Annotated in this window: 17 protein-coding genes; 14 read left to right on the forward strand and 3 right to left on the reverse strand. The window is 51.4% G+C overall.

Annotated elements, in window-relative coordinates; translation table 11 throughout:
- The first annotated feature begins 163 nt into the window (after positions 1-163).
- The gene (locus DWY89_RS02800) at positions 164-1,822 is read left to right on the forward strand and encodes a hypothetical protein (protein ID WP_118524380.1); all 1,659 of its coding nucleotides are present in this window, start codon (positions 164-166) and stop codon (positions 1,820-1,822) included.
- Between the two features lie 96 nt (positions 1,823-1,918).
- Here DWY89_RS02800 and DWY89_RS02805 read toward each other — a convergent pair whose 3' ends face one another.
- Positions 1,919-2,731, reverse strand: coding sequence for an amidohydrolase family protein (locus tag DWY89_RS02805; RefSeq protein WP_118523488.1), 813 nt, complete (start codon positions 2,729-2,731; stop codon positions 1,919-1,921).
- 411 nt (positions 2,732-3,142) lie between these two features.
- Here DWY89_RS02805 and DWY89_RS02810 point away from each other — a divergent pair, with 411 nt between their 5' ends.
- Positions 3,143-4,789 carry a DEAD/DEAH box helicase gene (locus tag DWY89_RS02810; protein WP_107000818.1) on the forward strand — a complete coding sequence of 549 codons (1,647 nt, stop codon included), beginning with the start codon at positions 3,143-3,145 and terminating at the stop codon, positions 4,787-4,789.
- A gap of 387 nt (positions 4,790-5,176) precedes the next feature.
- Here DWY89_RS02810 and DWY89_RS02820 read toward each other — a convergent pair whose 3' ends face one another.
- Together DWY89_RS02820 and lepB are read right to left on the reverse strand one after the other, a co-directional pair.
- On the reverse strand, positions 5,177-6,496 hold the full coding sequence (locus DWY89_RS02820) for an aspartate kinase (protein WP_118524381.1): 1,320 nt from the start codon (positions 6,494-6,496) through the stop codon (positions 5,177-5,179).
- A 35-nt stretch (positions 6,497-6,531) separates the two neighbouring features.
- Positions 6,532-7,044 carry a signal peptidase I gene (gene lepB, locus DWY89_RS02825; RefSeq protein ID WP_243022704.1) on the reverse strand — a complete coding sequence of 171 codons (513 nt, stop codon included), beginning with the start codon at positions 7,042-7,044 and terminating at the stop codon, positions 6,532-6,534.
- Between the two features lie 550 nt (positions 7,045-7,594).
- Here lepB and glgB point away from each other — a divergent pair.
- From glgB to DWY89_RS02885, 12 genes are all read left to right on the forward strand, one after another.
- Positions 7,595-10,117: a 1,4-alpha-glucan branching protein GlgB gene (glgB, locus tag DWY89_RS02830; RefSeq protein WP_243022681.1), complete on the forward strand. Its 2,523-nt coding sequence runs from the start codon at positions 7,595-7,597 to the stop codon at positions 10,115-10,117.
- A 21-nt stretch (positions 10,118-10,138) separates the two neighbouring features.
- A complete protein-coding gene (locus tag DWY89_RS02835; protein ID WP_118469049.1) occupies positions 10,139-11,029 on the forward strand; it encodes a mechanosensitive ion channel family protein in 891 nt (296 codons plus the stop codon).
- 43 nt (positions 11,030-11,072) lie between these two features.
- The gene (locus DWY89_RS02840; RefSeq protein ID WP_118522233.1) at positions 11,073-11,636 is read left to right on the forward strand and encodes an HD domain-containing protein; all 564 of its coding nucleotides are present in this window, start codon (positions 11,073-11,075) and stop codon (positions 11,634-11,636) included.
- Between the two features lie 146 nt (positions 11,637-11,782).
- Positions 11,783-12,463 (forward strand): serine O-acetyltransferase, encoded by a 681-nt coding sequence (gene cysE, locus DWY89_RS02845; protein ID WP_022359459.1) that lies wholly within the window; start codon positions 11,783-11,785, stop codon positions 12,461-12,463.
- An 82-nt stretch (positions 12,464-12,545) separates the two neighbouring features.
- Entirely contained in the window at positions 12,546-14,117 is a 1,572-nt protein-coding gene (locus DWY89_RS02850) for an SPOCS domain-containing protein (protein WP_118523449.1), read from the forward strand.
- Positions 14,118-14,584: 467 nt separating this feature from the next.
- On the forward strand, positions 14,585-14,857 hold the full coding sequence (locus DWY89_RS02855; RefSeq protein WP_022359457.1) for a GIY-YIG nuclease family protein: 273 nt from the start codon (positions 14,585-14,587) through the stop codon (positions 14,855-14,857).
- Positions 14,858-15,149: 292 nt separating this feature from the next.
- A complete protein-coding gene (locus DWY89_RS02860) occupies positions 15,150-16,604 on the forward strand; it encodes a metallophosphoesterase (protein ID WP_118524382.1) in 1,455 nt (484 codons plus the stop codon).
- 24 nt (positions 16,605-16,628) lie between these two features.
- The gene (locus tag DWY89_RS02865) at positions 16,629-17,126 is read left to right on the forward strand and encodes an 8-oxo-dGTP diphosphatase (RefSeq protein ID WP_107000811.1); all 498 of its coding nucleotides are present in this window, start codon (positions 16,629-16,631) and stop codon (positions 17,124-17,126) included.
- A gap of 378 nt (positions 17,127-17,504) precedes the next feature.
- Entirely contained in the window at positions 17,505-18,521 is a 1,017-nt protein-coding gene (locus tag DWY89_RS02870) for a LysR family transcriptional regulator (protein WP_022359453.1), read from the forward strand.
- The gene (locus tag DWY89_RS02875) at positions 18,521-19,018 is read left to right on the forward strand and encodes a pyridoxamine 5'-phosphate oxidase family protein (RefSeq protein WP_022359452.1); all 498 of its coding nucleotides are present in this window, start codon (positions 18,521-18,523) and stop codon (positions 19,016-19,018) included. The genes DWY89_RS02870 and DWY89_RS02875 overlap by 1 nt, the downstream gene beginning before the upstream one ends.
- Entirely contained in the window at positions 19,015-20,736 is a 1,722-nt protein-coding gene (locus DWY89_RS02880; RefSeq protein ID WP_118523451.1) for a metallophosphoesterase, read from the forward strand. The genes DWY89_RS02875 and DWY89_RS02880 overlap by 4 nt, the downstream gene beginning before the upstream one ends.
- The gene (locus tag DWY89_RS02885; RefSeq protein ID WP_117796508.1) at positions 20,699-21,577 is read left to right on the forward strand and encodes a radical SAM protein; all 879 of its coding nucleotides are present in this window, start codon (positions 20,699-20,701) and stop codon (positions 21,575-21,577) included. The genes DWY89_RS02880 and DWY89_RS02885 overlap by 38 nt, the downstream gene beginning before the upstream one ends.
- Positions 21,578-21,581 lie beyond the last annotated feature (4 nt).

Here is a 21,581-nt window from a genome sequence, read left to right on the forward strand (position 1 = left end):
AAAGAGTGCCGGAAAGAGTGGACATTTGGCAAATGACTTGATAAAATGAGTAAAGTTTTAGGGCAGATGGGAATGAAAAAGGGATAAAAAGTTGCTGGGCACGATGCTTGAACAGTAATGATGAAACCTGAATTTGACAGAAATGACAGAAGTGAGGAAGGAAATGCTGGAAAAATTTTGTGTCGGGCTGGTGCGGATTTTGTTGGGAGGAATTCTTTTTTTCCTGACACTGCTCAGCGCGGTTGTGACCTGCCGGGTCTATGGAGGTTCTGAGATTGTACAGTATGGAAGGGACAGTCTGTTTCTGCACCTGTTTTTTGGTGCGGGTGTGATTGGACTGACGGTGTTTTACAGGCGGAGAAAGGAACGAAAGTGCCGGAAGAACCAGTGGCTTCTTTTAGCGGCTGCTGCCTATCTTTTTTGGATTCTCCTTGTCCCGTCCTGGGGCGGTTCTGACTCCCATCAGTGTATGGCGTCCGCGCAGGGACTTCTGCAGGGCGATTTCAGCGCCTGGGAGCCGGTGGCGTATTCATATGGGACAGCGGAAGGACCGCTTGGGTATGCGTACACTTACCCGTCTCAGAACGGGCTGATTCTCTATATGGCAGTGCTGGCATTTTTTTTTGGAGATGCGGCGTATGTAGTTTTCCAGATTTTAAATATCGGATTTTTTATTCTGGGAATCGTGAGCCTGCAGCGGATGACGGTCTGGGGAAACGAAAGGTGCAGCTTGCTTTTGTGGATGGCGTGCTGTCTGCCATTTTCTTTCTATATCCTCTTCGTGTACGGCACGATGCCAGGATTTGGACTTTCGTGTCTGGCGATGGAACGTCTGGTGCGGTATGTGGAAGAGGGGCGGGGAAGAGACTTCTGGATTGGCGCGGCAGCAGTAGCGGCGGCGGTGATCCTCAAGTCGAATTATGAGATTGTGCTGGTGGCGCTGTTTTTGTATCTGGCATCCTCGGGAGTCTTTCGAAGGAAAGCACGCCTGCTGGTGGCAGCGGTGCTTCTGATTACAGTGTATGTGATTGGAAACCGGGGGATTCAAACAGGAATTTCTTCTGTGACCGGACGCACGGTATCGGACGGTGCGCCGATGATTGCCTGGGTGCAGATGGGACTGGAGGAGAGCAAACGTGGACCGGGCTGGTACAATGGCTATCAGGTAAAACTCTTTCAGAAGGCAGATGGGGATGCGGATCTGGCGGCCGCATGGGCGCAGGCAGATTTGCGGAGAACGATTTCAGATATGGCAGAGGAACCGGCGAAAGCCGCTGATTTCTTTGTTCGGAAGATCGAGTCAATCTGGGCGGAACCGACCTTTCAGAGTCTCTGGATCCAGGAGGTGGGAAATACCTCCTGGGCGGAGGGAAGCCCGCCATGGGAGCTTTTCAAGGAAGAAGGGGGTCTGAACCGGCTCTATGTTTTTGCGGCGAATCTGGTGCAGACGTTTGTGTATGCGATGGCATGTGTATGGGTGATTGCCGGGATGAGTGCCAAAGGAAGCCGAAGTAAGCATGTCCTGATGAACCGAACATGGGAAAAGAGGATAGAAGCAGAAAAGGCAGAAAAAACGGTGAAAGCTGTGAAAAAACAGGGAATGGAAACGGTCTGGGAGAGGCAGGAACGTGGAGAAACGGACAGATGGGGGATGCTGCTTCCGGGAATCGTGTTTATTGGGGGATTCCTGTTCCATCTGGTCTGGGAGGCAAAGGGGCAGTATTCGGTGGTGTATTTTATGCTGCTGCTGCCGTATGCGTATCTGGGGATGGAAAGAGTGGCGGATGTATTTTTAGATGTGACAGGTGCCGGGAAAGAATGATGTTTTGAGATAAAAAAGATACTGGGAACAGCCTGAAATAAGCCGTTTTCAGTATCTTTTTTATGGTTTAAAAGAGCTATGATTTCTAAAAATCCATTAAAAATTGCAATGATAAATCCGCTCCGCCGCCTGATAGAACACAGTTTCCCAGTATTTTTCCGGAATCAGCCGTTTCGTAATTTCGATGTAATCTTCATAGTTGGCGAGCGGCCAGTCGGTGCCGAACATGAGCTTATCATAGTCGCGGATGTAGGCAAGCCAGATTTTCAGGGTGCTGATATACCCGCTCTGCTCTTCCAGAAACTCCGGAATGTCAAATTTGCCCTCTAAAAGCCCAGAGAGGTCGGCGGCGACATTTTCATTTTTCTCGACAACGGCGGCGGCATCCATCAGCCACGGGTTGCCGAAGTGGCACATGACGAACTGGACATCCGGATGGCGGACGGCGGCTTCATCGAGGGTCAGCGGATGGCTGTATTTGATGAATGCTTTGGAACCGGCGGTCTGTCCGGTGTGGATGGCAACCGGCTTTTTATACGCCTTGGCGAGGTCGTAGATCGGTTCGAAGCGCTCGTCGGTAACGTAGATGGAATCATATCCCGGATAGAGTTTGATGCCGACGCAGGTATTCCGTTTTAAGTTTTCTTCGACAAGATCGCATGTCTTCTGAATCTTTTCCGGCGTCAGTTTTCGTGCTTCGACGCCGACGCAATAGCGCAGAAAATCCGGGTATGTGTGATTATCCGGGTGAACGCCGCGGTTTCCCATGACGATGCCGCCGACGATATTATATTTCTGAAAGCATTCCCGCAGATGCTCTTCATTATTGATATGACCGGCTTCGATGGCAATCTCATCGAAATGCGGGTAACCGGGACAAAAGTGCAAATGTGAATCAATGATTTTCATAATGATAACAGGCGCCTGTATCAAAAACCTTTTGGAAAAAGAACGGCGCTGTCCTCCTTTCTGCTGTGATGTATGTCTGGAAGTTTTGAGAAAATCCGGTGCAACAAAACTTCGGGTGTATATAAATAAGAAATGCAGTGACAGTCCGGCAGGTTCATAGAGCATGCAGCAACTGTATGAAATCAACTGTTAGTGTAGTCCCAAATGGGGTGGATGTCAAATTTTTCTCCATCTGTTTGACATCCACACTATGATCTGGTATAGTGATAGCTATGCGTATTGCAAAGGGGCAAACTGCCTCTTTCTTTTTTTGTAAATATTCCGGAAGAATGCAAAAAAGATAACTAATATGATATATGAAATGTATCTCCGGAATGTGCAGACCGTTAATCAGACAATGAAAGGAATAGAATGGAAACAATCAGATTTGAAGATTTAGAGTTAGATGCAAAGATCATGCGTGCGATCACCGATATGGGGTTCGAGGCGGCTTCTCCGATTCAGGGACAGGCGATTCCGCTGGAACTGCAGGGACTGGATATCATCGGACAGGCACAGACCGGTACCGGTAAGACGGCTGCGTTTGGTATTCCGCTGTTACAGAAGATCGATCCGAAGAATAAGAAGCCGCAGGCGATCATTCTCTGCCCGACCCGTGAACTTGCCATCCAGGTATCTGAGGAGATCCGCCGCCTGGCAAAATACATGCACGGTGTCAAGGTTCTGCCGATCTACGGCGGACAGGAGATCGGACGTCAGATCCGTTCCCTCAAGGATGGTGTGCAGGTTATCATCGGTACGCCGGGGCGTGTGATGGATCACATGCGCCGCAAAACCGTCAAGATGGATCAGATCCACACGGTTGTCCTCGACGAGGCGGACGAGATGCTGAACATGGGCTTTTTAGAGGATATGGAAACCATCTTAAGCGCACTGCCGGAGGAGAGACAGACGCTGATGTTCTCAGCGACGATGCCGCAGGCGATTCAGCGGATCGCGACGAACTTCCAGAAAGATCCGCAGATTGTGCGCGTGGTCAAGAAAGAGCTGACCGTTCCGAAGGTAACCCAGTATTATTATGAAGTAAAACCGAAGAATAAGCTGGAGGTTATGTGCCGTCTGCTGGATCTCTATGATCCGAAGCTCTCAGTGGTATTTTGCAACACGAAAAAGCAGGTCGATGAGCTGGTACAGGGCTTACAGGGACGCGGCTATTTTGCAGAAGGGCTTCACGGCGATTTGAAACAGGAGCAGCGTGACCGTGTCATGCGTGCATTCCGTACCGGACGGACGGACATTCTGGTGGCAACGGATGTGGCAGCCCGCGGTATCGACGTCGATGATGTCGAGGCGGTATTCAACTATGATGTACCGCAGGATGACGAGTATTATGTACATCGCATCGGGCGTACCGGCCGTGCCGGACGCGAGGGCAAGGCGTTTAACCTCGTAGTCGGCAAAGAGGTTTACAAGCTGCGCGAGATCCAGCGCTACTGCAAGACCCGCATCATTCCGCAGGCGATTCCGTCTCTGGACGATGTGACCTCCATCAAGGCAGATAAGATTCTCGACCAGGTGGGCGAGGTGCTGCAGGACAGCGATCTGAGCAAGGTGATCGATATTGTAGAAAAACGTGTGCTGGAAGAGGACTACACGACGCTCGATCTGGCAGCAGCGCTGCTCAAAATGATGATGGGCGAAGAGGGCGAGGAGCTCTTAGAGGAGAACCGCCCGCTGCGTGAGCTGGAGGATCTCGAGGATGAGAGCCGCCGCAGCCGTGGTGGAAGAAACGGCAGAGGAAGCCGTGGCAGAAATGAGGACGTAGCGCGTCTCTTCATCAACATCGGAAAGAACCAGGGCATCCGTCCAGGCGATATCCTCGGTGCGATCGCCGGAGAATCCGGCATGCCGGGACGTATGGTCGGAAGTATTGATATGTTCGATAATTACACATTCGTCGAGGTGCCGAGAGAGCATGCGGACGTTGTACTGCAGGCGATGCGCGGTGCGAAGATCAAGGGCAAGAACGTGCATATGGAGAAGGCGAACCGGAAGTAAAGAGCATATTGAAATTATATTTGGCATATGCTATAATGCCATTAGGCGAAAAGACAAAAGTGTTCAAAGTGGCACAAAAACAAATCCCTCAGGTGCGGGCACACCTGAGGGATTTTATTCCATTTGGGCGAGGTGGCTTAAGCCTCTGGCTGACTACCTAACGATGTCCGTCCAACCACTTGCATATGTAATAGGCGATTACACTTGCCACGACGGACACAAGAAAAGACAGAAATATATTCAAAATGGCACACCCCCTTTCTGCACCTGTCTAGGGGTGGTAGCTGTATTAGTATATCATAAAGATAAAATTATAAAAAGTCATCTTTGAGATGTTTTGTTTGTCTCAAAGATGACTTTTTATCTTAATAACTTTAAAATTTGCTCTTACAGCTCCGCTGTAATAAAAATATCATAAATCGCTTTCACAGCCGCCTCGAAATCTGCGTTCTTCACGCCGATGATGATGTTGAGTTCACTGGAACCCTGGTCGATCATCTTGACGTTGATGCGGGCGTGTGCCAGGGCGGAGAAGATACGTCCGGCGGTTCCGCGGGTGGATTTCATGCCGCGGCCTACGACGGCGATGAGTGCTAAATCGGACTCAAGCTCGATGGAATCCGGCTGTACTGCGCGGTGGATGTTGGAGATAACGAACTGCTCATGCTGTTCGAATTCGGACTGGTGTACGAAGATGGTCATCGTATCGATTCCGGACGGCATATGCTCGAAGGAAATACCGCAGTCCTCGAAGACACCCAGAACTTTTCTCCCAAACCCAATTTCGGAGTTCATCATCGCTTTCTCGATGGTGACAGAGCAGAAACCAGTCTTTCCGGCGATACCGGTGATGGTGTATTTCGGCTTCCGGCAGGTATTCTCGACGATGAGTGTACCCGGATCCTCCGGCTTGTTGGTGTTGCGGATGTTGATCGGGATGCCCTCGCGGCGTACCGGGAAGATGGCATCCTCATGAAGGACGCTGGCACCCATGTAAGCCAGTTCACGCAGTTCTTTGTAGGTGATAGTCTCGATCGGAACCGGATTTTCCACGATGCGCGGGTCGGTTACCAGGAAACCGGATACATCGGTCCAGTTTTCGTAGAGGTCTGCGTGAATCGCGCGGGCTACGATGGAGCCAGTGATATCCGAACCACCGCGGGAGAAGGTGTGGATCGTGCCGTCCGGATTGGACCCGTAGAAGCCTGGGATAACGGCGCGCTCAGTGTGCGCGAGGCGTTCGGACAGCTCTTCATTGGTTTTTTCGGACAGGAATGTACCATTCTCGTCAAAGAAGATTACCTCGGCTGCATCGATGAACTCATAGCCCAGGTAATGGGACATGATGATACCGTTTAAATACTCACCGCGGGAAGCTGCGTAATCGCTGCCTTTTTTTGCGATAAAGTTTTCCTCGATGGTCTTGAACTCATAATCGAGGTTTAAATTCAACTCCAGACCGTCGATGATCTGCTCATAGCGCTCTTTGATGGCGGAGAGAAGCTTGCCGTAGCTTGCGCCGGTGGAAGTTGCCTCGTAGCAGGCATAGAGCATATCGGTTACTTTGGTGTCATTTTTATTGCGTTTGCCCGGAGCAGACGGTACAACGTAGCGTCTGGATTTATCAGCACGGATAATATCTCCGACTTTTTTGAACTGTTTTGCGCTGGCGAGGGAACTTCCGCCAAACTTTACTACTTTTTTCATGATGTTCTTTGTTCCTTCCTAAAGTAAATATTGGGTTAATTCAGTTTCTGGATCTTCGGAAAATACTGGAACAGTACCTTGGCAATCAGTTTGTCGCGCTTGACGTATTTGTGCGTCCAGCGGCGGGCGTCGTTGGAATAGTTCCGGTTGTCGCCCAGCATGAAATAGCAGCCATCCGGCACTTCGTAGTGCTGCGGTTCCTCCGGTTCCATCGGTTCATGCAGATACGGCTCGTCGAGCGGTGTATCGGAACCATTTAAGTATACCTTGCCGTCCACGATGTCGATCGTGTCGCCCGGCATACCGATGATACGTTTGACATAGTACGTTTTGATGCCTTTCGCTTCATCATCCGGATAAATGAAAATGGCGATGTCACCCCGCTGCGGATCTCCGAATTTGTAGCTTAACCGTGAGCCGATGACGCGGTCGCCAGCCATGATGGTCGTTTCCATCGAGCTGGTCGGGACTTCGCTGTTGGCGATGATGAAATGGTTGACGCAGAATGCGATAATAGCGGCGGCAACCAGAACCTGAATCCAGCTTATGACCTCGTCCTTGAGATTGAAGCCCTCCTTGCGGCTCTTGCCCTTCTTGGATTTTGCGGCATTTCCGGTACCTGAAGCGTTGTCGTTCTCTTCGGGCGTATCTTCCGAATCGTGTTCCGAAGAGTTCTGGCCCGGCTGGTTGATGCCGATTTTTCCGGCGCGGAGTTCATCGAGCATCTCATCCAGTTCCTGATCGGAACGCCCGGAGAAATGGCTTCGGGACGAAATATGGTCTCTATCTTGATCTTCCATATATATCTCCTCTCTCTGCTGTTGCTGTCTGTGTGACGTTATCTTATGGCACTTTCAGTTCCAAAGGTGTCTGCTACGGCAGTAACGTTTGTGCAACGCATGAGCAGTAATAGGCTACTGTAATATGGTAACCTTCTGCCATAATAGTGTATATGAGATGCCTTGATTTATCAAGTTTTTTCACGAAATTTCGGGAAAATTCATAAATGTTTTGAAGTGTATGATTGTATTATTGGGCGCGGGATGCTAAAATGAAGCTAAAACCAAAAACCACAAAGGAACGCAAGGGGGCGTATGTATGGATAAAACATTATACGATCTGATGGACTGGGCTGGAATTGAAGAAATTGTCTATTCGGAAGCGGCAAACCCGCACCGGATGCTGGGAGCCCATATGACGCCGGAGGGAATGCTGGTACAGGCGTTTATTCCGACGGCGCGCGATATTACGGTCAAACTTTCGGCAACCGGCAAGCAGTACCAGATGGAGATGGCGGACGAGACTGGCTTTTTTGCGGCGCTGATTCCGCGCAAGACTCTGGCGGATTATACCCTCCTTGTGTTTTATGATAATGGTACGTTAAGCGAGATACACGATCCGTATTCCTTTGCACCGCAGTTTACGGAATCGGATTTGAAGAAATTCGAGGCGGGCGTCCACTACAGCATTTATAATAAGATGGGCGCGCATCCGATGACGGTCAAAGGTGTGAGCGGCGTCTATTTTGCAGTCTGGGCGCCGGAAGCGATGCGCGTGAGTGTTGTCGGTGATTTCAACCTGTGGGATGGCAGACGCAGCCAGATGCGGCGGTTGGGAGATTCGGGCGTGTTTGAGATTTTTATCCCGGAGCTAAAAAAGGGCGCTGTTTATAAATATGAAATTAAGTTCAAGAACGGAGACCCGGCGCTGAAGGCGGATCCGTATGCGAACTATGCGGAACTTAGACCGAACACGGCATCCATCGTCTGGGATCTGGACGAATATAAATGGAACGATCAGGACTGGATGAAGAAACGGGCGGCGCTCGACACGAAGACGGCGCCGATGTCGATCTATGAGGTGCATCTCGGTTCCTGGATGCGAAAACCGACCGAGGTGGATAAGAGAGGACGCGAGATTGTCGGATCAGAGTTTTACAATTACCGTGAGATCGCGGTCAAGCTGGCGGAATATGTGAAGGAAATGGGGTATACCCATGTGGAACTTCTGCCGGTCATGGAACATCCGCTGGATGCTTCGTGGGGCTATCAGGTGACGGGATATTACGCACCGACCAGCCGCTTCGGCACACCGGATGATTTCATGTATTTTATGGATTACCTGCACGGACAGGGGATTGGCGTTATCCTTGACTGGGTTCCGGCACATTTCCCACGTGATGCATGGGGCATGGCGCAGTTTGACGGAAGCTGCCTCTATGAGCACAAGGATCCGAGACAGGGGGCGCATCCGCACTGGGGTACGCTGATCTACAACTACGGCAGACCGGGGGTTTCAAACTTCCTGATTGCGAATGCGATGTTCTGGGCGGACCGCTATCACGCGGACGGCATCCGGTTTGATGCGGTGGCGTCGATGCTGTATCTGGATTATGGCAAGAATCCGGGTGAATGGATTGCCAATATGTACGGCGGTCATGAGAATCTGGAGGCGGTCGAGTTCTTAAAGCATCTGAACTCTGTCTTCAGGGGACGCAAGGACGGCGCGATTCTGATTGCCGAGGAATCGACGGCATGGCCGAAGGTTACCGGTGACGTGAAGAACGGCGGTCTTGGCTTTGATTATAAATGGAACATGGGCTGGATGAACGATTTTCTGGGCTATATGGAGCAGGATCCATATTTCCGGTGCCACCACTACAATGAGCTGACCTTCAGCATGATTTACGCCTACAGTGAAAATTTCGTCCTCGTCTTCTCACACGACGAGGTGGTTCACGGAAAAGGTTCCCTGGTCAATAAGATGCCGGGACAGACGTTTGAGGACAAGTTTGCGAACCTGCGGGCGGCATACGGTTTTATGATGGGACATCCGGGCAAGAAACTCCTCTTCATGGGACAGGATTTCGCCCAGATGGATGAGTGGAATGAGAATGCATCGATCGAGTGGGAGCTGCTGCAGTATCCGATCCACAGCCAGATGAAGGAGTATGTGAAGGAGTTAAATCACTTTTATACCAGCCATCCGGCACTCTATCAGAAAGATTATCAGACGGAAGGCTTTGAGTGGATCAACTGCATGGATGCAGTGGACAATATCATTGCATTTCTCCGGCGCGGCGCGGATGAGACACTGCTCTTTGTCTGCAACTTTGCCCCGCAGCTGCATGAGAAGCTGACGGTCGGCGTACCGTTTAAGGGAAAATACAAAGAGATTTTCAACAGCGATGCGGAGAAGTTCGGCGGAAGCGGAAAGGTCAATCCGCGTATGAAGTCCTCGAAGGCAGAGGAATGTGATGGAAAGGAAAATTCCATCACGATCCAGCTGGCGCCGCTTGGCATCAGCGTCTTCAACTGCACGCCGACGGAGCCGGAGAAGAAAGAAAAACCGGCGAAGGCGAAAAAGACGACCCACAGCACTAAGAGTGTAAAAGAAAAGGCTGAAACCGATCTCCAGAGCATGATGGCGGATGCAGCGGCGGCATTCAATGGAAAAGCCGGGGGGACAGCTGCTGCGGCAGCAGAACGCCTGGCGGGTATTTCAGATAAGCTGGCAGAGGCGAAGGCGGGGCTTTCCTCCAAGATTATCAGTCTGTCCTCGATTGCGAGACGACAGGCGGGATTGGAAGAAGGTCTGGATAAAAAGGTGGGAAAAGAGTAAGTACAGGAAGGAATGAAATAGATGGCAACAGCGGCAGAGCTGACAGGCGAGGAGATCGCGGCGGTAGCAGAGTCACTATCGGATCCGGCAAATTTGAACGTGGATACGATGGCTGCGATCATGCACCGGATTGGCCCGGGGCTTATGGCATTGGGACAGAAGGTACTGGTGGCGCTCATCATTTTCCTGATTGGACGTAAGGTCATTTCGATGATCGAGAAGATGCTGTCCCGCTCGATGGAGCATGCCGGTATGGATGTGGGTGTGACTCGTTTCCTGCGGGCGCTGACCCAGTTTGTGATGAATGTCTTCCTGCTTTTTATGATTGCAGGGCAGCTTGGCATGGACAGCGCCTCGATTGTGGCGGTTCTTGGCGCGGCAGGTCTTGCGCTGAGTTTGGCGCTCCAGCAGAGTCTTGGAAACTTTGCGGGCGGACTCTTAATTTTAATTATGAAACCGTTCCGGGTGGGGGATTATATCATTTCCCCGTCCGGGGAGGGAAGGGTTTCGATGGTCGGGCTGGTTTACACGACTATCCTGACAACCGATAATAAAGCAATTACCATCCCGAATGGCACCCTTTCAAACTCAACCGTGACCAACGTGACGGCGATGGACAAGCGGATGCTGGAACTCAAGGTCGGTATCGCCTATGAGGCAGATATCCGGACGGCAAAGGCAGTGTTAGAGCGCGTTTACCGGGAACATCCGATGGTGAAGAAGGACGAGGACATCAAGGTATTTGTGGACAGCCTGGGCGACAGCAGCGTGGTGCTTGGTATCCGGGGCTGGGTAGAGACGTCCGATTACTGGCAGACGAGATGGGACATTCTGGAACGGATCAAGCTGTCATTTGACGAGGCGGGCATCGAAATTCCATACAACAAGATGGATGTACATTTAAAACAGTAGCAATCGTTTAAACAGTATAAGCAATATAGACAGAGGAACAACCATGATTGACAGAGCGGCAAAATTCGCAGAACAGGCGCATAAGGGCGCACACCGGAAGGGAACCAGAATTCCGTATATTGTTCATCCGCTGGAGACGGCGCTGATTGCGTCGATGCTGACGAACGATGAGGAGATACTGGCAGCGGCACTTCTGCATGATACGATCGAGGACACGGGTGTGACCTACGAGGATTTGAAACAGGAGTTTGGCACCCGGGTTGCAGATCTGGTCTTGGCGGAGAGCGAGGATAAGTCCAAAACCTGGATTGAGCGCAAGGGGCACACGCTGGAACATTTGAAAACAGCGAGTCCGGCGGAGAAGATCCTGACGATGGCGGACAAGCTGAGCAATATCCGCAGCATGGCGCGTGACTATCTGTTGGTCGGGGAGGAGCTCTGGCAGCGGTTTAATATGAAGGACAGAGAGAAACAGGCGTGGTATTACACGTCGATGATAGACCTTTTAAAGGACTTGAATGAGACACCGGAATATCAGGAATATGTGCGTCTCTGCGGCAAGGTATTTGGCGGGATCGCAGGGTGTTGTAGTTTACAAAATATATGAACGGCAGAATAAAAACAACATAGGATGACAATGAGAAACTGCAGCAGCCAGTCAGAAAGAATGGCTGTCGGAGAAGAGAAGGACGATAGGTTCTGGGATTTTGCGGAAACGGAAAGGTCATTCAGTTCAGTAAAAGGGGAAGAGACATGATTTTAAAAGATATTTGGATGGATGTAAAAGCGGTTCAGGAGCGAGATCCGGCTGCGAGAAATGCATTGGAGGTACTACTTTTATATCAGGGTGTACATGCCCTGATCTGGCACCGGGTGGCGCACTGGTTTTATGAGCACCATATGTTTTTCATTGCGCGCCTGATTTCACAGGTGGCACGTTTCTTTACATTGATTGAGATTCATCCGGGTGCACAGCTCGGACACGGTATTCTGATTGACCACGGCTGCGGCGTTGTCATCGGTGAGACGGCGGTGGTCGGTGACAACTGTACGATTTACCAGGGTGTGACGCTGGGCGGTGTCGGAACCCAGAAGGGTAAACGTCATCCGACGCTGGGAAATAATGTGACGGTCGGTTCCGGCGCAAAGATTCTCGGTTCTTTCGAGGTCGGTGATAACTGTTCCGTAGCGGCAAATGCGGTTCTGCTCCGCCCGCTCGAGGAAAATACCACGGCTGTCGGCATTCCGGCGCGTCCGGTCAAGAAGGACGGCGTGGCGCTGCCGAAGAAGCAGAAGATGATCATCGGCGAGGACGATCAGCGTATTTTAGAGCAGATCGACGCGCTCCGGAAAGAGCTTCAGGAACTTAGAGAAGAGTCGGCAAACCTGCGGAAGGAACTGGAGGCAGTTCGGGCAGGACAGGAGAAAGCCTGACACAAAATTATTCATAACACCCCTTTCGGCTGCATAAATTTCTTTGAGAGAAATGCGTGCGGTTTGGAAAGGGGCGTTTTTTATGATAGAGCTGATCAAAAAAGAGATACATATGAACCGGCAGAGGGGGACGGCGGTGTCGCAGCTGACGCTGGATGATGATTTTATTGTGCCGGATGCGCTGGATGATGCGGTGCAGATACTGCTGTCAGACGGGGAGGTTCAGATAGAAAATTCACGGATTCAGGGAGAAAAGGTGCTGATCCGGGGAAAGCTTGTGTTCCGGGTGCTGTACCGCCGGGAGTCGGGCGGGCTGCAGGCGATGGGCGGGGAGATCCCATTTGAGGAAACGGTCAATGTGCCGGAGCTTTCGGAGCGCGACTATACGCAGATCGTATGGAATATCGAAGATTTGAATATTACCATGATTCATTCGCGCAAGCTGAGCGCCAAAGCGGTGCTGACGCTTACGGTGCGGGCGGAAAGCCGCGTCGATGTGCAGGCTGCCGCGGATGTCGAGACGGATGATGCGGGGCTGCAAGTCCTGAAGAGAAGCGTTCCGGCAGCGACGCTTGCAGTGCGGCGCAAAGATATCTACCGGGTCCGGGAGGAAGTAAGCGTATCGGCAAATAAGCCGAATATTGAGACGATTCTCTGGCAGGAGATGCGTCTTCGGGATGTTTCGGTGCGCCCGTTGGATGGAAAACTGCATCTGGACGGTGAATTGTCGGTGTTCCTGATTTACAGCGGCGAGGGCGAGCACACGCCGGTTCAGTGGTTGGAGGAGAGTATTCCGTTTTCCGGTGAGGTGGAACTCTCGGAGGCGGTGGAGGAGATGATTCCGGCGGTCGGGGTCCGGATTCTTCATGCAGAGGCGGGCAAAAAGCCGGACAGCGATGGGGAGATGCGCGAAGTGGAAGTGGAGGCGGTGCTGGAGCTGGACATCCGCCTTTATAAAGAAGAATCAGTGGAACTTTTAAGCGATCTCTATTCGACCGGCTGCGAGGTCGTGAGCGAGCAGGGGGAGGTGTGCTTTGACCGGCTTTTGACGCGCAACAGCTGCAAAATGCGGGTGGGGGGAAGTGTTTCTTTTCAGAAACCGGAGCGAATTCTGCAGATTTGCCACAGCAGTGGGATTGTCCGGCTGGATGAGAGCCGCCCGTCAGAAAACGGTCTGGCGATCGAGGGAGTGTTGGAAGTCAGTCTCCTGTATCTGACGGATGATGACGCGGCGCCGGTCGGGGCAATTTCTGAGGTTCTGCCATTTTCCGGCACGGTCGAGGCGGAGGGGATCCGGGAAGACTGCGTCTGGCAGTTGAATCTGGGGCTGGAACAGCTCGGCGCGGTGATGCTGGGCGGCGGTGAGGCGGAGGTCAAGGCGCAGCTCACGGTGGAACTGCTTGTATTCCAGCCGATGCAGGAAGAGGTGGTTACATCCGTGCAGACACAGCCGTTCGATTTAAAGCGCTGGGAGCAGCAGCCAGGGATTGTGGGTTATATTGTGCAGCCGGGGGATTCTCTGTGGAAAATTGCAAAAAAATTCCACACGACGGTGGATCAGGTGCGGGAAATGAATGAAATCGACGGGGAGGAAGCCGGTGCAGGGGCGCGGCTGCTTCTGATCAAAGAGGTAACGGCGGGTAACTGTTCATAGGTAGGAATTTTAGAGAGAAAAAATCGTTTCTGTTCACGGGTGGGCACTTTTGGGACCGAAAGTGCCGTAAGAAAACGTGGTGGCAGCAGGAATTTGCCGTATTGAAATTCGAAGCCACGGCAAATTCCGTTACTGGACACGTATGCGTGTACAGTAACAAAAAATCCAGCCGGAATGGTTGCATTTGGGGGAAAACTTTATATACTATTATTGTAACGGTTCAATATCTTTACAGTTACAAGCAAAAATCCATGCAGATTTGACTTTGACAAAGGATTTTTGCCTTGTAAGCCAGGAAAACGCATCCGGCCGGTGCTTGATGATAGATCCGGGGAAGGAGTTTCCCGAACCGGGCGGTGCCCGTGCATTGCAAGGCGCGGCGCCGTTTACATAGGGCGTCCGGATGCGTTTTCCTGTGTACTGAGAAATTTTTGTCGGGAGTGCGAACCATAAAGGCAGGATGAGACATGAATTATACATATCTTTTGCGCTGCGCGGACGGAACCTTGTACTGCGGGTGGACGAACCATCTGGCAGCGCGGGTGGCGGCGCACAATGCCGGGAAAGGTGCAAAATACACGAAAACCCGCCGTCCGGTAGTGCTGGCATACTATGAAGAATATGCGACGCGCAGCGAGGCGATGCGCCGGGAGGCAGCGATCAAGAAACTGACCAAAAAGGAAAAAGAGGCGATGGCAGCGCTGGGACGGACGGAGCTTCCGGTGGATGACGAGACGTAGATATATCGCGCCGGGGCGGATTATGTACGAAGAATTGGTACAAACAATAGCGGTAAAGGCAAGAAACAGCAGTAGAAATTGGTAACTGTTCAGTAGGTCTGCACATTTACTGTGCTGACCGTACGAAAACATGGGCCAGCAGGCAAAAATCCCATTGCCGTAGGCAATTTTTAATGGATTTTTGCGCGTGACTGTGAAGGTACTGAACAGTTACAGAAATTGAAAGATAGAGAGAAAACAGGAGCGGATAGGTACAGTGAGAAAAAGTAGAAGAAACAAAGGATGTATAGTGATGGCAACAGTCCTTCTGGCAGCGCTGCTTGGCGGCTGTTCGTTTCTATCGAAGGAGGCAGACGCGACGGAGGTTTCCAGCAAGGCGGAAACGGAAAGTCCGGGTGCCACACAGGAGTCGGAGACTGAGACAGCTGAGACAGAGGAGACACAGGAGAGCCATGAGGCTGCCGAAGACGAAGAAAGCGGGGAAGAGGAAACCGAGGACCATTTCGTGGAAAAGAAGATCGTGGTGGCAACGGATATGCACTATTTTGCCGAGAAACTGGCAGGAAACCGCTGTGATTCCTTTGTCGGAATGGCGAGGGGCGGAGACGGGCGCGTGCTGGAGTACGGCTGGGAGGTCATGGACGCCTTTCTCGATGATACGAAGAAGGAAGATCCAGACCTCCTGATTCTGAGCGGAGATCTGACGCTGGACGGAGAGAAAGCGAGCCATGAGGAACTGGCAGAACTTCTGGAAGGACTCAGCGAGGCGGGAATTGAGGTCGCGGTTATACCGGGAAACCACGATATCAATAACCCGGATGCCCGCCGCTATACGGCGGATGGAGCGGAAAAGGTGGAGTCCATCACAGCGGACGAGTTCCGGGATATCTATGCTGATTTTGGCTATGTAGCGGCGGACAGCCGGGATCCGGCATCGCTGAGTTATCTTTATAAGATAGACAGTGCAAACTGGGTGCTGATGCTGGATTCCTGTCAGTATGAACCGAAAAATGAGGTCGGCGGCATGATCCGCCGGGAAACGTATGAGTGGATGGAGCCGATTCTGGAAGAGGCGGAGCGGGAAGGCGCCCGCGTGATATCCGTCAGCCATCATAACCTGCTGGATGAGAGCGGAGTGAGCCGGACCTTTTATGACAACTGTACGATCGAGCACAACGAGGAACTGGTGCGGATGCTGTCGGATCATGGCGTGCGCCTGCACTTGAGCGGACATCTGCATATCCAGCATTATAAGGAAGACGAGGACACGGGCATCTATGAGGTTGTGACGGGTTCCATGGTGATGGCTCCGTGCCATTACGGGATTGTCCGCATCTGGAACGACGGGACCTACCAGTATGATGCGAAACCTGTCGATGTGGACGGCTGGGCGATACGCCACTCGTACCACAACCGAGATCTGGCAGATTTTACGGCTTATTCGGAGTCGATCCTGCGTCGGGCGGCAATCCGCGATGCAATTCGGGATCTGAATCGCCATATCGAGGATCGCCATGCATTTTTTACGGACGAGAAGAAACAGGAAATGGCTTCGTACTACGCGGATCTGTGCGTGAATTATTATGAAGGACGGATGTACCATATCGAGGAAGCCGCAAAGGAAAATCCAGTGCTGGAAGATTGGAACAAGATCGGCTATGTCAGCGAACTGAGCGATTTTCTGCAGAATATCCTGGAGGACGAGGCGAAGGACTACGGGCATCTGAAGATTCCGAGCGTACATTAAATAAAAATGGAGGTACCAGGAGGCATGGGAGAGACAAAAAAACAGCGTTCGCCGCTGACAACGCTCTGCTACATTGAAAAAGACGATTCATATCTGATGCTGCACCGCATTAAGAAGAAACAGGATGTGAATGAAGGAAAATGGATTGGCGTCGGCGGACATTTTGAGGAGAATGAAAGCCCGGAGAACTGCCTGTTGCGCGAAGTGAAGGAGGAGACAGGGCTGACTCTGACTTCCTGGCGCTTCCGCGGAATCGTGACGTTTATCGCGAAAGGCTGGCCGACGGAATATATGTGCCTGTACACGGCGGATGGATTTGAGGGAACGCTTCGCGAATGTGATGAGGGCGAGCTTGCCTGGGTGGCGAAAAAGGATGTATCGGCTCTGCGGCTCTGGGATGGCGATCGGATCTTTTTGAAGCTTCTGATTGAAAGGGATACGTTTTTTTCATTGAAATTGTCATATGATGGGGACGAGCTGATAGAAACTGAGCTGGACGGGGTAAAAATTACATACAAATAAGCACGCAACTGCGGGTTGGTTGGGGAACGAGGGTTCTGCAGTGCGTGCTCATGAGGAATAATCAATATATGGGAACCGATTTTGGGGAAAATCGGGGTGGTTGGTTATGCCAGAAAGATAAGAAGATGAATTATTTTCTCTTGTTCCTTATCTTTAACTTGATTATATATCATTCATCGTATATAATCAAATATAAATAAGAAGATAATTATTATAAATTTTTTGTTATAGAATCATAAGTGGACAAAAGTGCCGGAAACCCTGTAGATAAAGGGGAAAGAATGGAACAGAATGAGAATGTTCACGGGCGGGAAGTTTCGGGATGAAATATCCCGCAGGATGCAGCGATGAGAAAAAGCAGGGTACATAGGAGGAAACATGTTCGACGGAAAAGAGTATGTATACGCGGTCTACGAGGAAAAGAGTTTTTCGAAGGCGGCGCAGAAACTGTATATTACGCAGCCGGCGTTAAGCACGGCGATCAAGAAGGTGGAGAAAAAGATAGGAACTCCGATTTTTGACCGGAGCACCTCTCCGATCGGACTGACGCCGGGCGGTGAAGTTTATATCGACGCGATCGAAAAGCTGTTTGCGCTGGAACAGAACACGCTCAATCAACTGAATAACTTAAATGGGCTTCTGGCGGGCAAGCTGTCGGTTGGCGGAACGATCTTTTTTACCTCGTTTGTACTTCCGGGCGTGTTGAGCGAGTTTTCCCATCGGTATCCGCAGATCAAGATTGATCTGCAGGAGGGCACGACCACACAGCTGACCGATAAGCTGGTTGCCGAGGAACTGGATCTTTTGATCGATAACTCGGAACTGGATGACAAAAATTATGAAAAGTATTATTATAGCACGGAGAGAATTATTCTGGCTGTTCCGAAGAGTTTTCCGATCAATGAGGAGCTGACCCAGTATCAGCTTACCGCGGAAGATATCCGGGCAGGACGCCACAGTCAGGCGGAGTTCCCGGTACTGCCGCTGCCGCTCTTAAAGAGTACTCCGTTTATCTTCGTTAAAGAGGAAAACAGTATTTACAAGCGCAGCATGAAGATGTGCAGCCGCCAGAATTATTCACCGAATATTATCATGAAACCGGACCAGGTTGTCTCTGCGTTCAACATGGCAGGACGGGGCGTGGGCGCGACCTTCATCCCGGATGGCCTGATCGTCAATCTTCCATATGAAGTGCCGCTGTGCTTTTACAAGATGAATGAAGAGCTGGCGGTCCGTTACGTTTATTTGTACAAGAAGAGAAATAAGTACCTCACGAAAGCGATGGAGGAGTTTATCCGCGTGGCAGTCGGCGACGAGGCGTTCCAGAAGGTACGGGAGCAACGGGAGAAAGAGAATCAGGAGAAGAAAGGTTCGGATAAGAAGGGGGATAAATAATGCGAAGAGGAGAACGTGCGATTGAGTCGAAAGACGGGCAGAAAGCCATTTTGGAACACTGCCGGGTGTGTAGTCTCGCCTTTTCCGGGGATGAATACCCGTATGTGATCCCGTTAAATTATGGTTTTGTGTGGAACGAAGACCAGGAGACGCCGGTGCTGTATTTCCACGGCGCTCCGGTGGGAACGAAGATTGAGCATATGGAGCGCGACAACCGGGTGGCATTCTGTGTGCAGAATGAAAAAGAGATAAAGATTCTGGAACCGGCATGCAGAAGCACGATGATTTATGAGAGTGTCTGCGGGACTGGACGGTTATCCCGTGTGGCTGATCCTGGGGAGAAAGGAGAGGCACTGACAAGGATCATGCAGCAGTATGACCCGGAGGGCGGACCGTATGAGTTTGCTCCGGAGGTAGCGGCGAGAACCACCGTCCTCTGCCTGCGTGTGGAAACTCTGACAGGTAAGAGCAATGCGCCGAAACCGGAGCAGCCATGAAACAGTTAAGACAGATGTCGATTCTGGTGCGGGGGGCACAGCTTCTGCTGCTGGTCCTCGCACTTTTTATGGTTGTATGGCTGGTGCCGGATGCAGGGAAAAAGCATGCATCCGGGACGGAAGCTTCGGAAGCTGAGACAGATGGCGGCGATGTGGCGGAGAATGAAAAAAATAGAGCCGCCGGGAATCTGGAGGAGGATGAATCATCCGCCGGGGAAGTGATACAGGATGATGCAGATGAGAACGCTTCGGATGGAGAAACGGCTTTAAAGCGCCGGACTTCCCGGAAACAGCTGTATAAAAGAAAAAAAGAGCCCCAGAAGGCACAGGAAGAGACAGTTTATATGCCGCCGACCATCTGGCTGGCGACGGATCTTCACTATCAGTCCCCGCAGATGACAGATTTCCAGTCGGCGTTTGATACCTATACGATGGGAAATGATGGGACGATCGTGCCGTATCTGGATGAGATCACGGAGGCGTTTCTGGAGGAGGTGCGGACGGCGCATCCATCGGCACTGGTTTTGAGCGGAGATCTCTCCCAGAATGGTGAGAAAGCAAACCATGAAGCGCTTGCAGAGAAGCTAGAGCGGGTGCAGGCGGCGGGAATTCCGGTGCTGGTGATTCCGGGCAACCATGATATCAACCACCCGTGGGCGGCAACGTATTTTGATGATCAGGTATCCCCGGCAGAGGGAACAAGTTCGGAAGAGTTTTACCAGATTTACCATAAGTTTGGCTATGATCAGGCGGTGTCCCGGGCTTCGGATTCGCTGAGTTATGTTTACCGCCTGGATGAAAAATATTGGCTGATGATGCTGGACAGCTGCATATGTGAACCGGTCCATGAGACGGGCGGAAAGCTAAGCGAAGAGACGGTTGCGTGGATGAAAACGCAGCTGGAGGAGGCGAAAAAACAGGGTGTGACGGTCATTCCGGTTTCACACCACAATCTGTTGGATGAGAGTACACTCTATCCGGAGGAATGCACGATTGAAAATACGAAAGAAGTGACCGCGCTTCTGGAAACATATGGAGTTCCGGTGTATTTGAGCGGGCATCTGCATTTGCAGAGAATCAAGAAGCATACGTCAAATTTGAACACACCGGGCGGATATGGAATCCGGGAGATAGTGACTTCCCCGCTTCCAATGGCGCCGTGCCAGTACAGTATCCTAAACTGGCAGACGGATGGCAGTCTGTCCTACCATACAAAAAAGGTAGACATAGCAGGCTGGGCGCAGCGCTACGGGGAAGAAGACGAGAATCTTCTCAATTTTGATGCTTATGCGGATCAGTTTCTGGTAGATGTGATTTCGAAACAGGCGTTTAAGGCGCTGCAGTCGGCATCAAAGGATATCAAAGAAGAGATGGCAAGGCTCTATGCCGATATGAACCGTGATTATTGTTCGGGCACGAAGATTGATGTGGCAAAGATCAGAAAAAGCGAGGCATATCAGTACTGGATCCGTTATAGCGGCAATGATTTCTGGCTGGCAAGGCTGCAGGCGATCCTGCACGATGCCCGGACGGACAACACGGTGCTGGAGCTGAAAGCGGGTGTGGATTTCCCGCTGCCGGGGGAGACGATAGAAAACCCGGAGAATGCAGAAAAAGAGGAAACTGTCGGAGCAGATGCGGGCAGTCCGGCAGAGGAGATACAGAAAAAGGAGGAATCATATGGACTACGAGGGAATTGTATACAGACCGCCGAGTGAGGCGCGCAGCCTGATCATTCAGGTGACGATCGGATGTGCACACAACACCTGCGGCTTTTGCAATATGTATAAAGAAAAGAAGTTCCGGATCCGGAGCCTGGCGGAGATTCTGGCAGATTTGACGGAGGTTTCGCACAATCCGTATGCGCCGTATATCGAGAAGGTATTTTTGGCGGACGGCGATGCGCTGGTTATGAAAACAGAGGATCTTCTGGTAATTCTGGATGCGATCCACCGCCTGTATCCGGGCGTGAAGCGGGTGGCTTCCTACGGAACGGCACAGGATATTTTGCGGAAATCGGAAGAAGAGCTGATCCGCCTGCGCGAGGCGGGACTCGGAATCGTCTATGTGGGCGCGGAATCCGGCGACAATGAGATTTTAAAATATATCAATAAAGGCGTGACGGCGGAACAGACCATTGAGGCAGGGCAGAAGCTGAAACGCTGCGGCATCGCGACCTCAGTGACGCTGATTTCGGGGCTTGGCGGACGCAGCAAGGTGGAAGAACATGCCCTGTCCTGTGCGAAGCTCATCACGGCGATGAACCCGGAGTACGCATCCTTCCTGACGCTGCGCCTGTACGAGGGCACGCCGATGTATGCAGATGTCGTGGAAGGGCGGTTCCAGCGGATAACCCCGGATGAAATTGTGGATGAAATGGAAATTTTCCTGAAAAATGTGGATTCTCCGGGCACTGTATTCCGGACGAACCATGCGTCGAACTACGTGATTCTGGCGGGAACCTTAAACGGGGATATCCCGGCCATGCTTAAAAAACTGGAGGAGGCAAAGAGAACGCATCATTACCGGAAATTCCGGGAGACTGGCGATCTCTTATAAGTAG

This window comes from Clostridium sp. AF27-5AA (assembly GCF_003478415.1).
Lineage (GTDB): Bacteria > Bacillota > Clostridia > Lachnospirales > Lachnospiraceae > Otoolea > Otoolea fessa.

What these genes read in the sequence shown, in the direction of transcription:
- glgB (WP_243022681.1), top strand. Translation starts at nt 7,595, where the DNA reads ATGGATAAAACATTATACGATCTGATGGACTGGGCTGGAATTGAAGAA.
- DWY89_RS02880 (WP_118523451.1), top strand. Translation starts at nt 19,015, where the DNA reads ATGAAACAGTTAAGACAGATGTCGATTCTGGTGCGGGGGGCACAGCTT.
- DWY89_RS02855 (WP_022359457.1), top strand. Translation starts at nt 14,585, where the DNA reads ATGAATTATACATATCTTTTGCGCTGCGCGGACGGAACCTTGTACTGC.
- DWY89_RS02840 (WP_118522233.1), top strand. Translation starts at nt 11,073, where the DNA reads ATGATTGACAGAGCGGCAAAATTCGCAGAACAGGCGCATAAGGGCGCA.
- cysE (WP_022359459.1), top strand. Translation starts at nt 11,783, where the DNA reads ATGATTTTAAAAGATATTTGGATGGATGTAAAAGCGGTTCAGGAGCGA.
- DWY89_RS02870 (WP_022359453.1), top strand. Translation starts at nt 17,505, where the DNA reads ATGTTCGACGGAAAAGAGTATGTATACGCGGTCTACGAGGAAAAGAGT.
- DWY89_RS02810 (WP_107000818.1), top strand. Translation starts at nt 3,143, where the DNA reads ATGGAAACAATCAGATTTGAAGATTTAGAGTTAGATGCAAAGATCATG.
- DWY89_RS02800 (WP_118524380.1), top strand. Translation starts at nt 164, where the DNA reads ATGCTGGAAAAATTTTGTGTCGGGCTGGTGCGGATTTTGTTGGGAGGA.
- DWY89_RS02860 (WP_118524382.1), top strand. Translation starts at nt 15,150, where the DNA reads ATGGCAACAGTCCTTCTGGCAGCGCTGCTTGGCGGCTGTTCGTTTCTA.
- DWY89_RS02865 (WP_107000811.1), top strand. Translation starts at nt 16,629, where the DNA reads ATGGGAGAGACAAAAAAACAGCGTTCGCCGCTGACAACGCTCTGCTAC.
- DWY89_RS02850 (WP_118523449.1), top strand. Translation starts at nt 12,546, where the DNA reads ATGATAGAGCTGATCAAAAAAGAGATACATATGAACCGGCAGAGGGGG.
- DWY89_RS02805 (WP_118523488.1), bottom strand. Translation starts at nt 2,731, where the DNA reads ATGAAAATCATTGATTCACATTTGCACTTTTGTCCCGGTTACCCGCAT.
- DWY89_RS02875 (WP_022359452.1), top strand. Translation starts at nt 18,521, where the DNA reads ATGCGAAGAGGAGAACGTGCGATTGAGTCGAAAGACGGGCAGAAAGCC.
- DWY89_RS02835 (WP_118469049.1), top strand. Translation starts at nt 10,139, where the DNA reads ATGGCAACAGCGGCAGAGCTGACAGGCGAGGAGATCGCGGCGGTAGCA.
- DWY89_RS02820 (WP_118524381.1), bottom strand. Translation starts at nt 6,496, where the DNA reads ATGAAAAAAGTAGTAAAGTTTGGCGGAAGTTCCCTCGCCAGCGCAAAA.
- DWY89_RS02885 (WP_117796508.1), top strand. Translation starts at nt 20,699, where the DNA reads ATGGACTACGAGGGAATTGTATACAGACCGCCGAGTGAGGCGCGCAGC.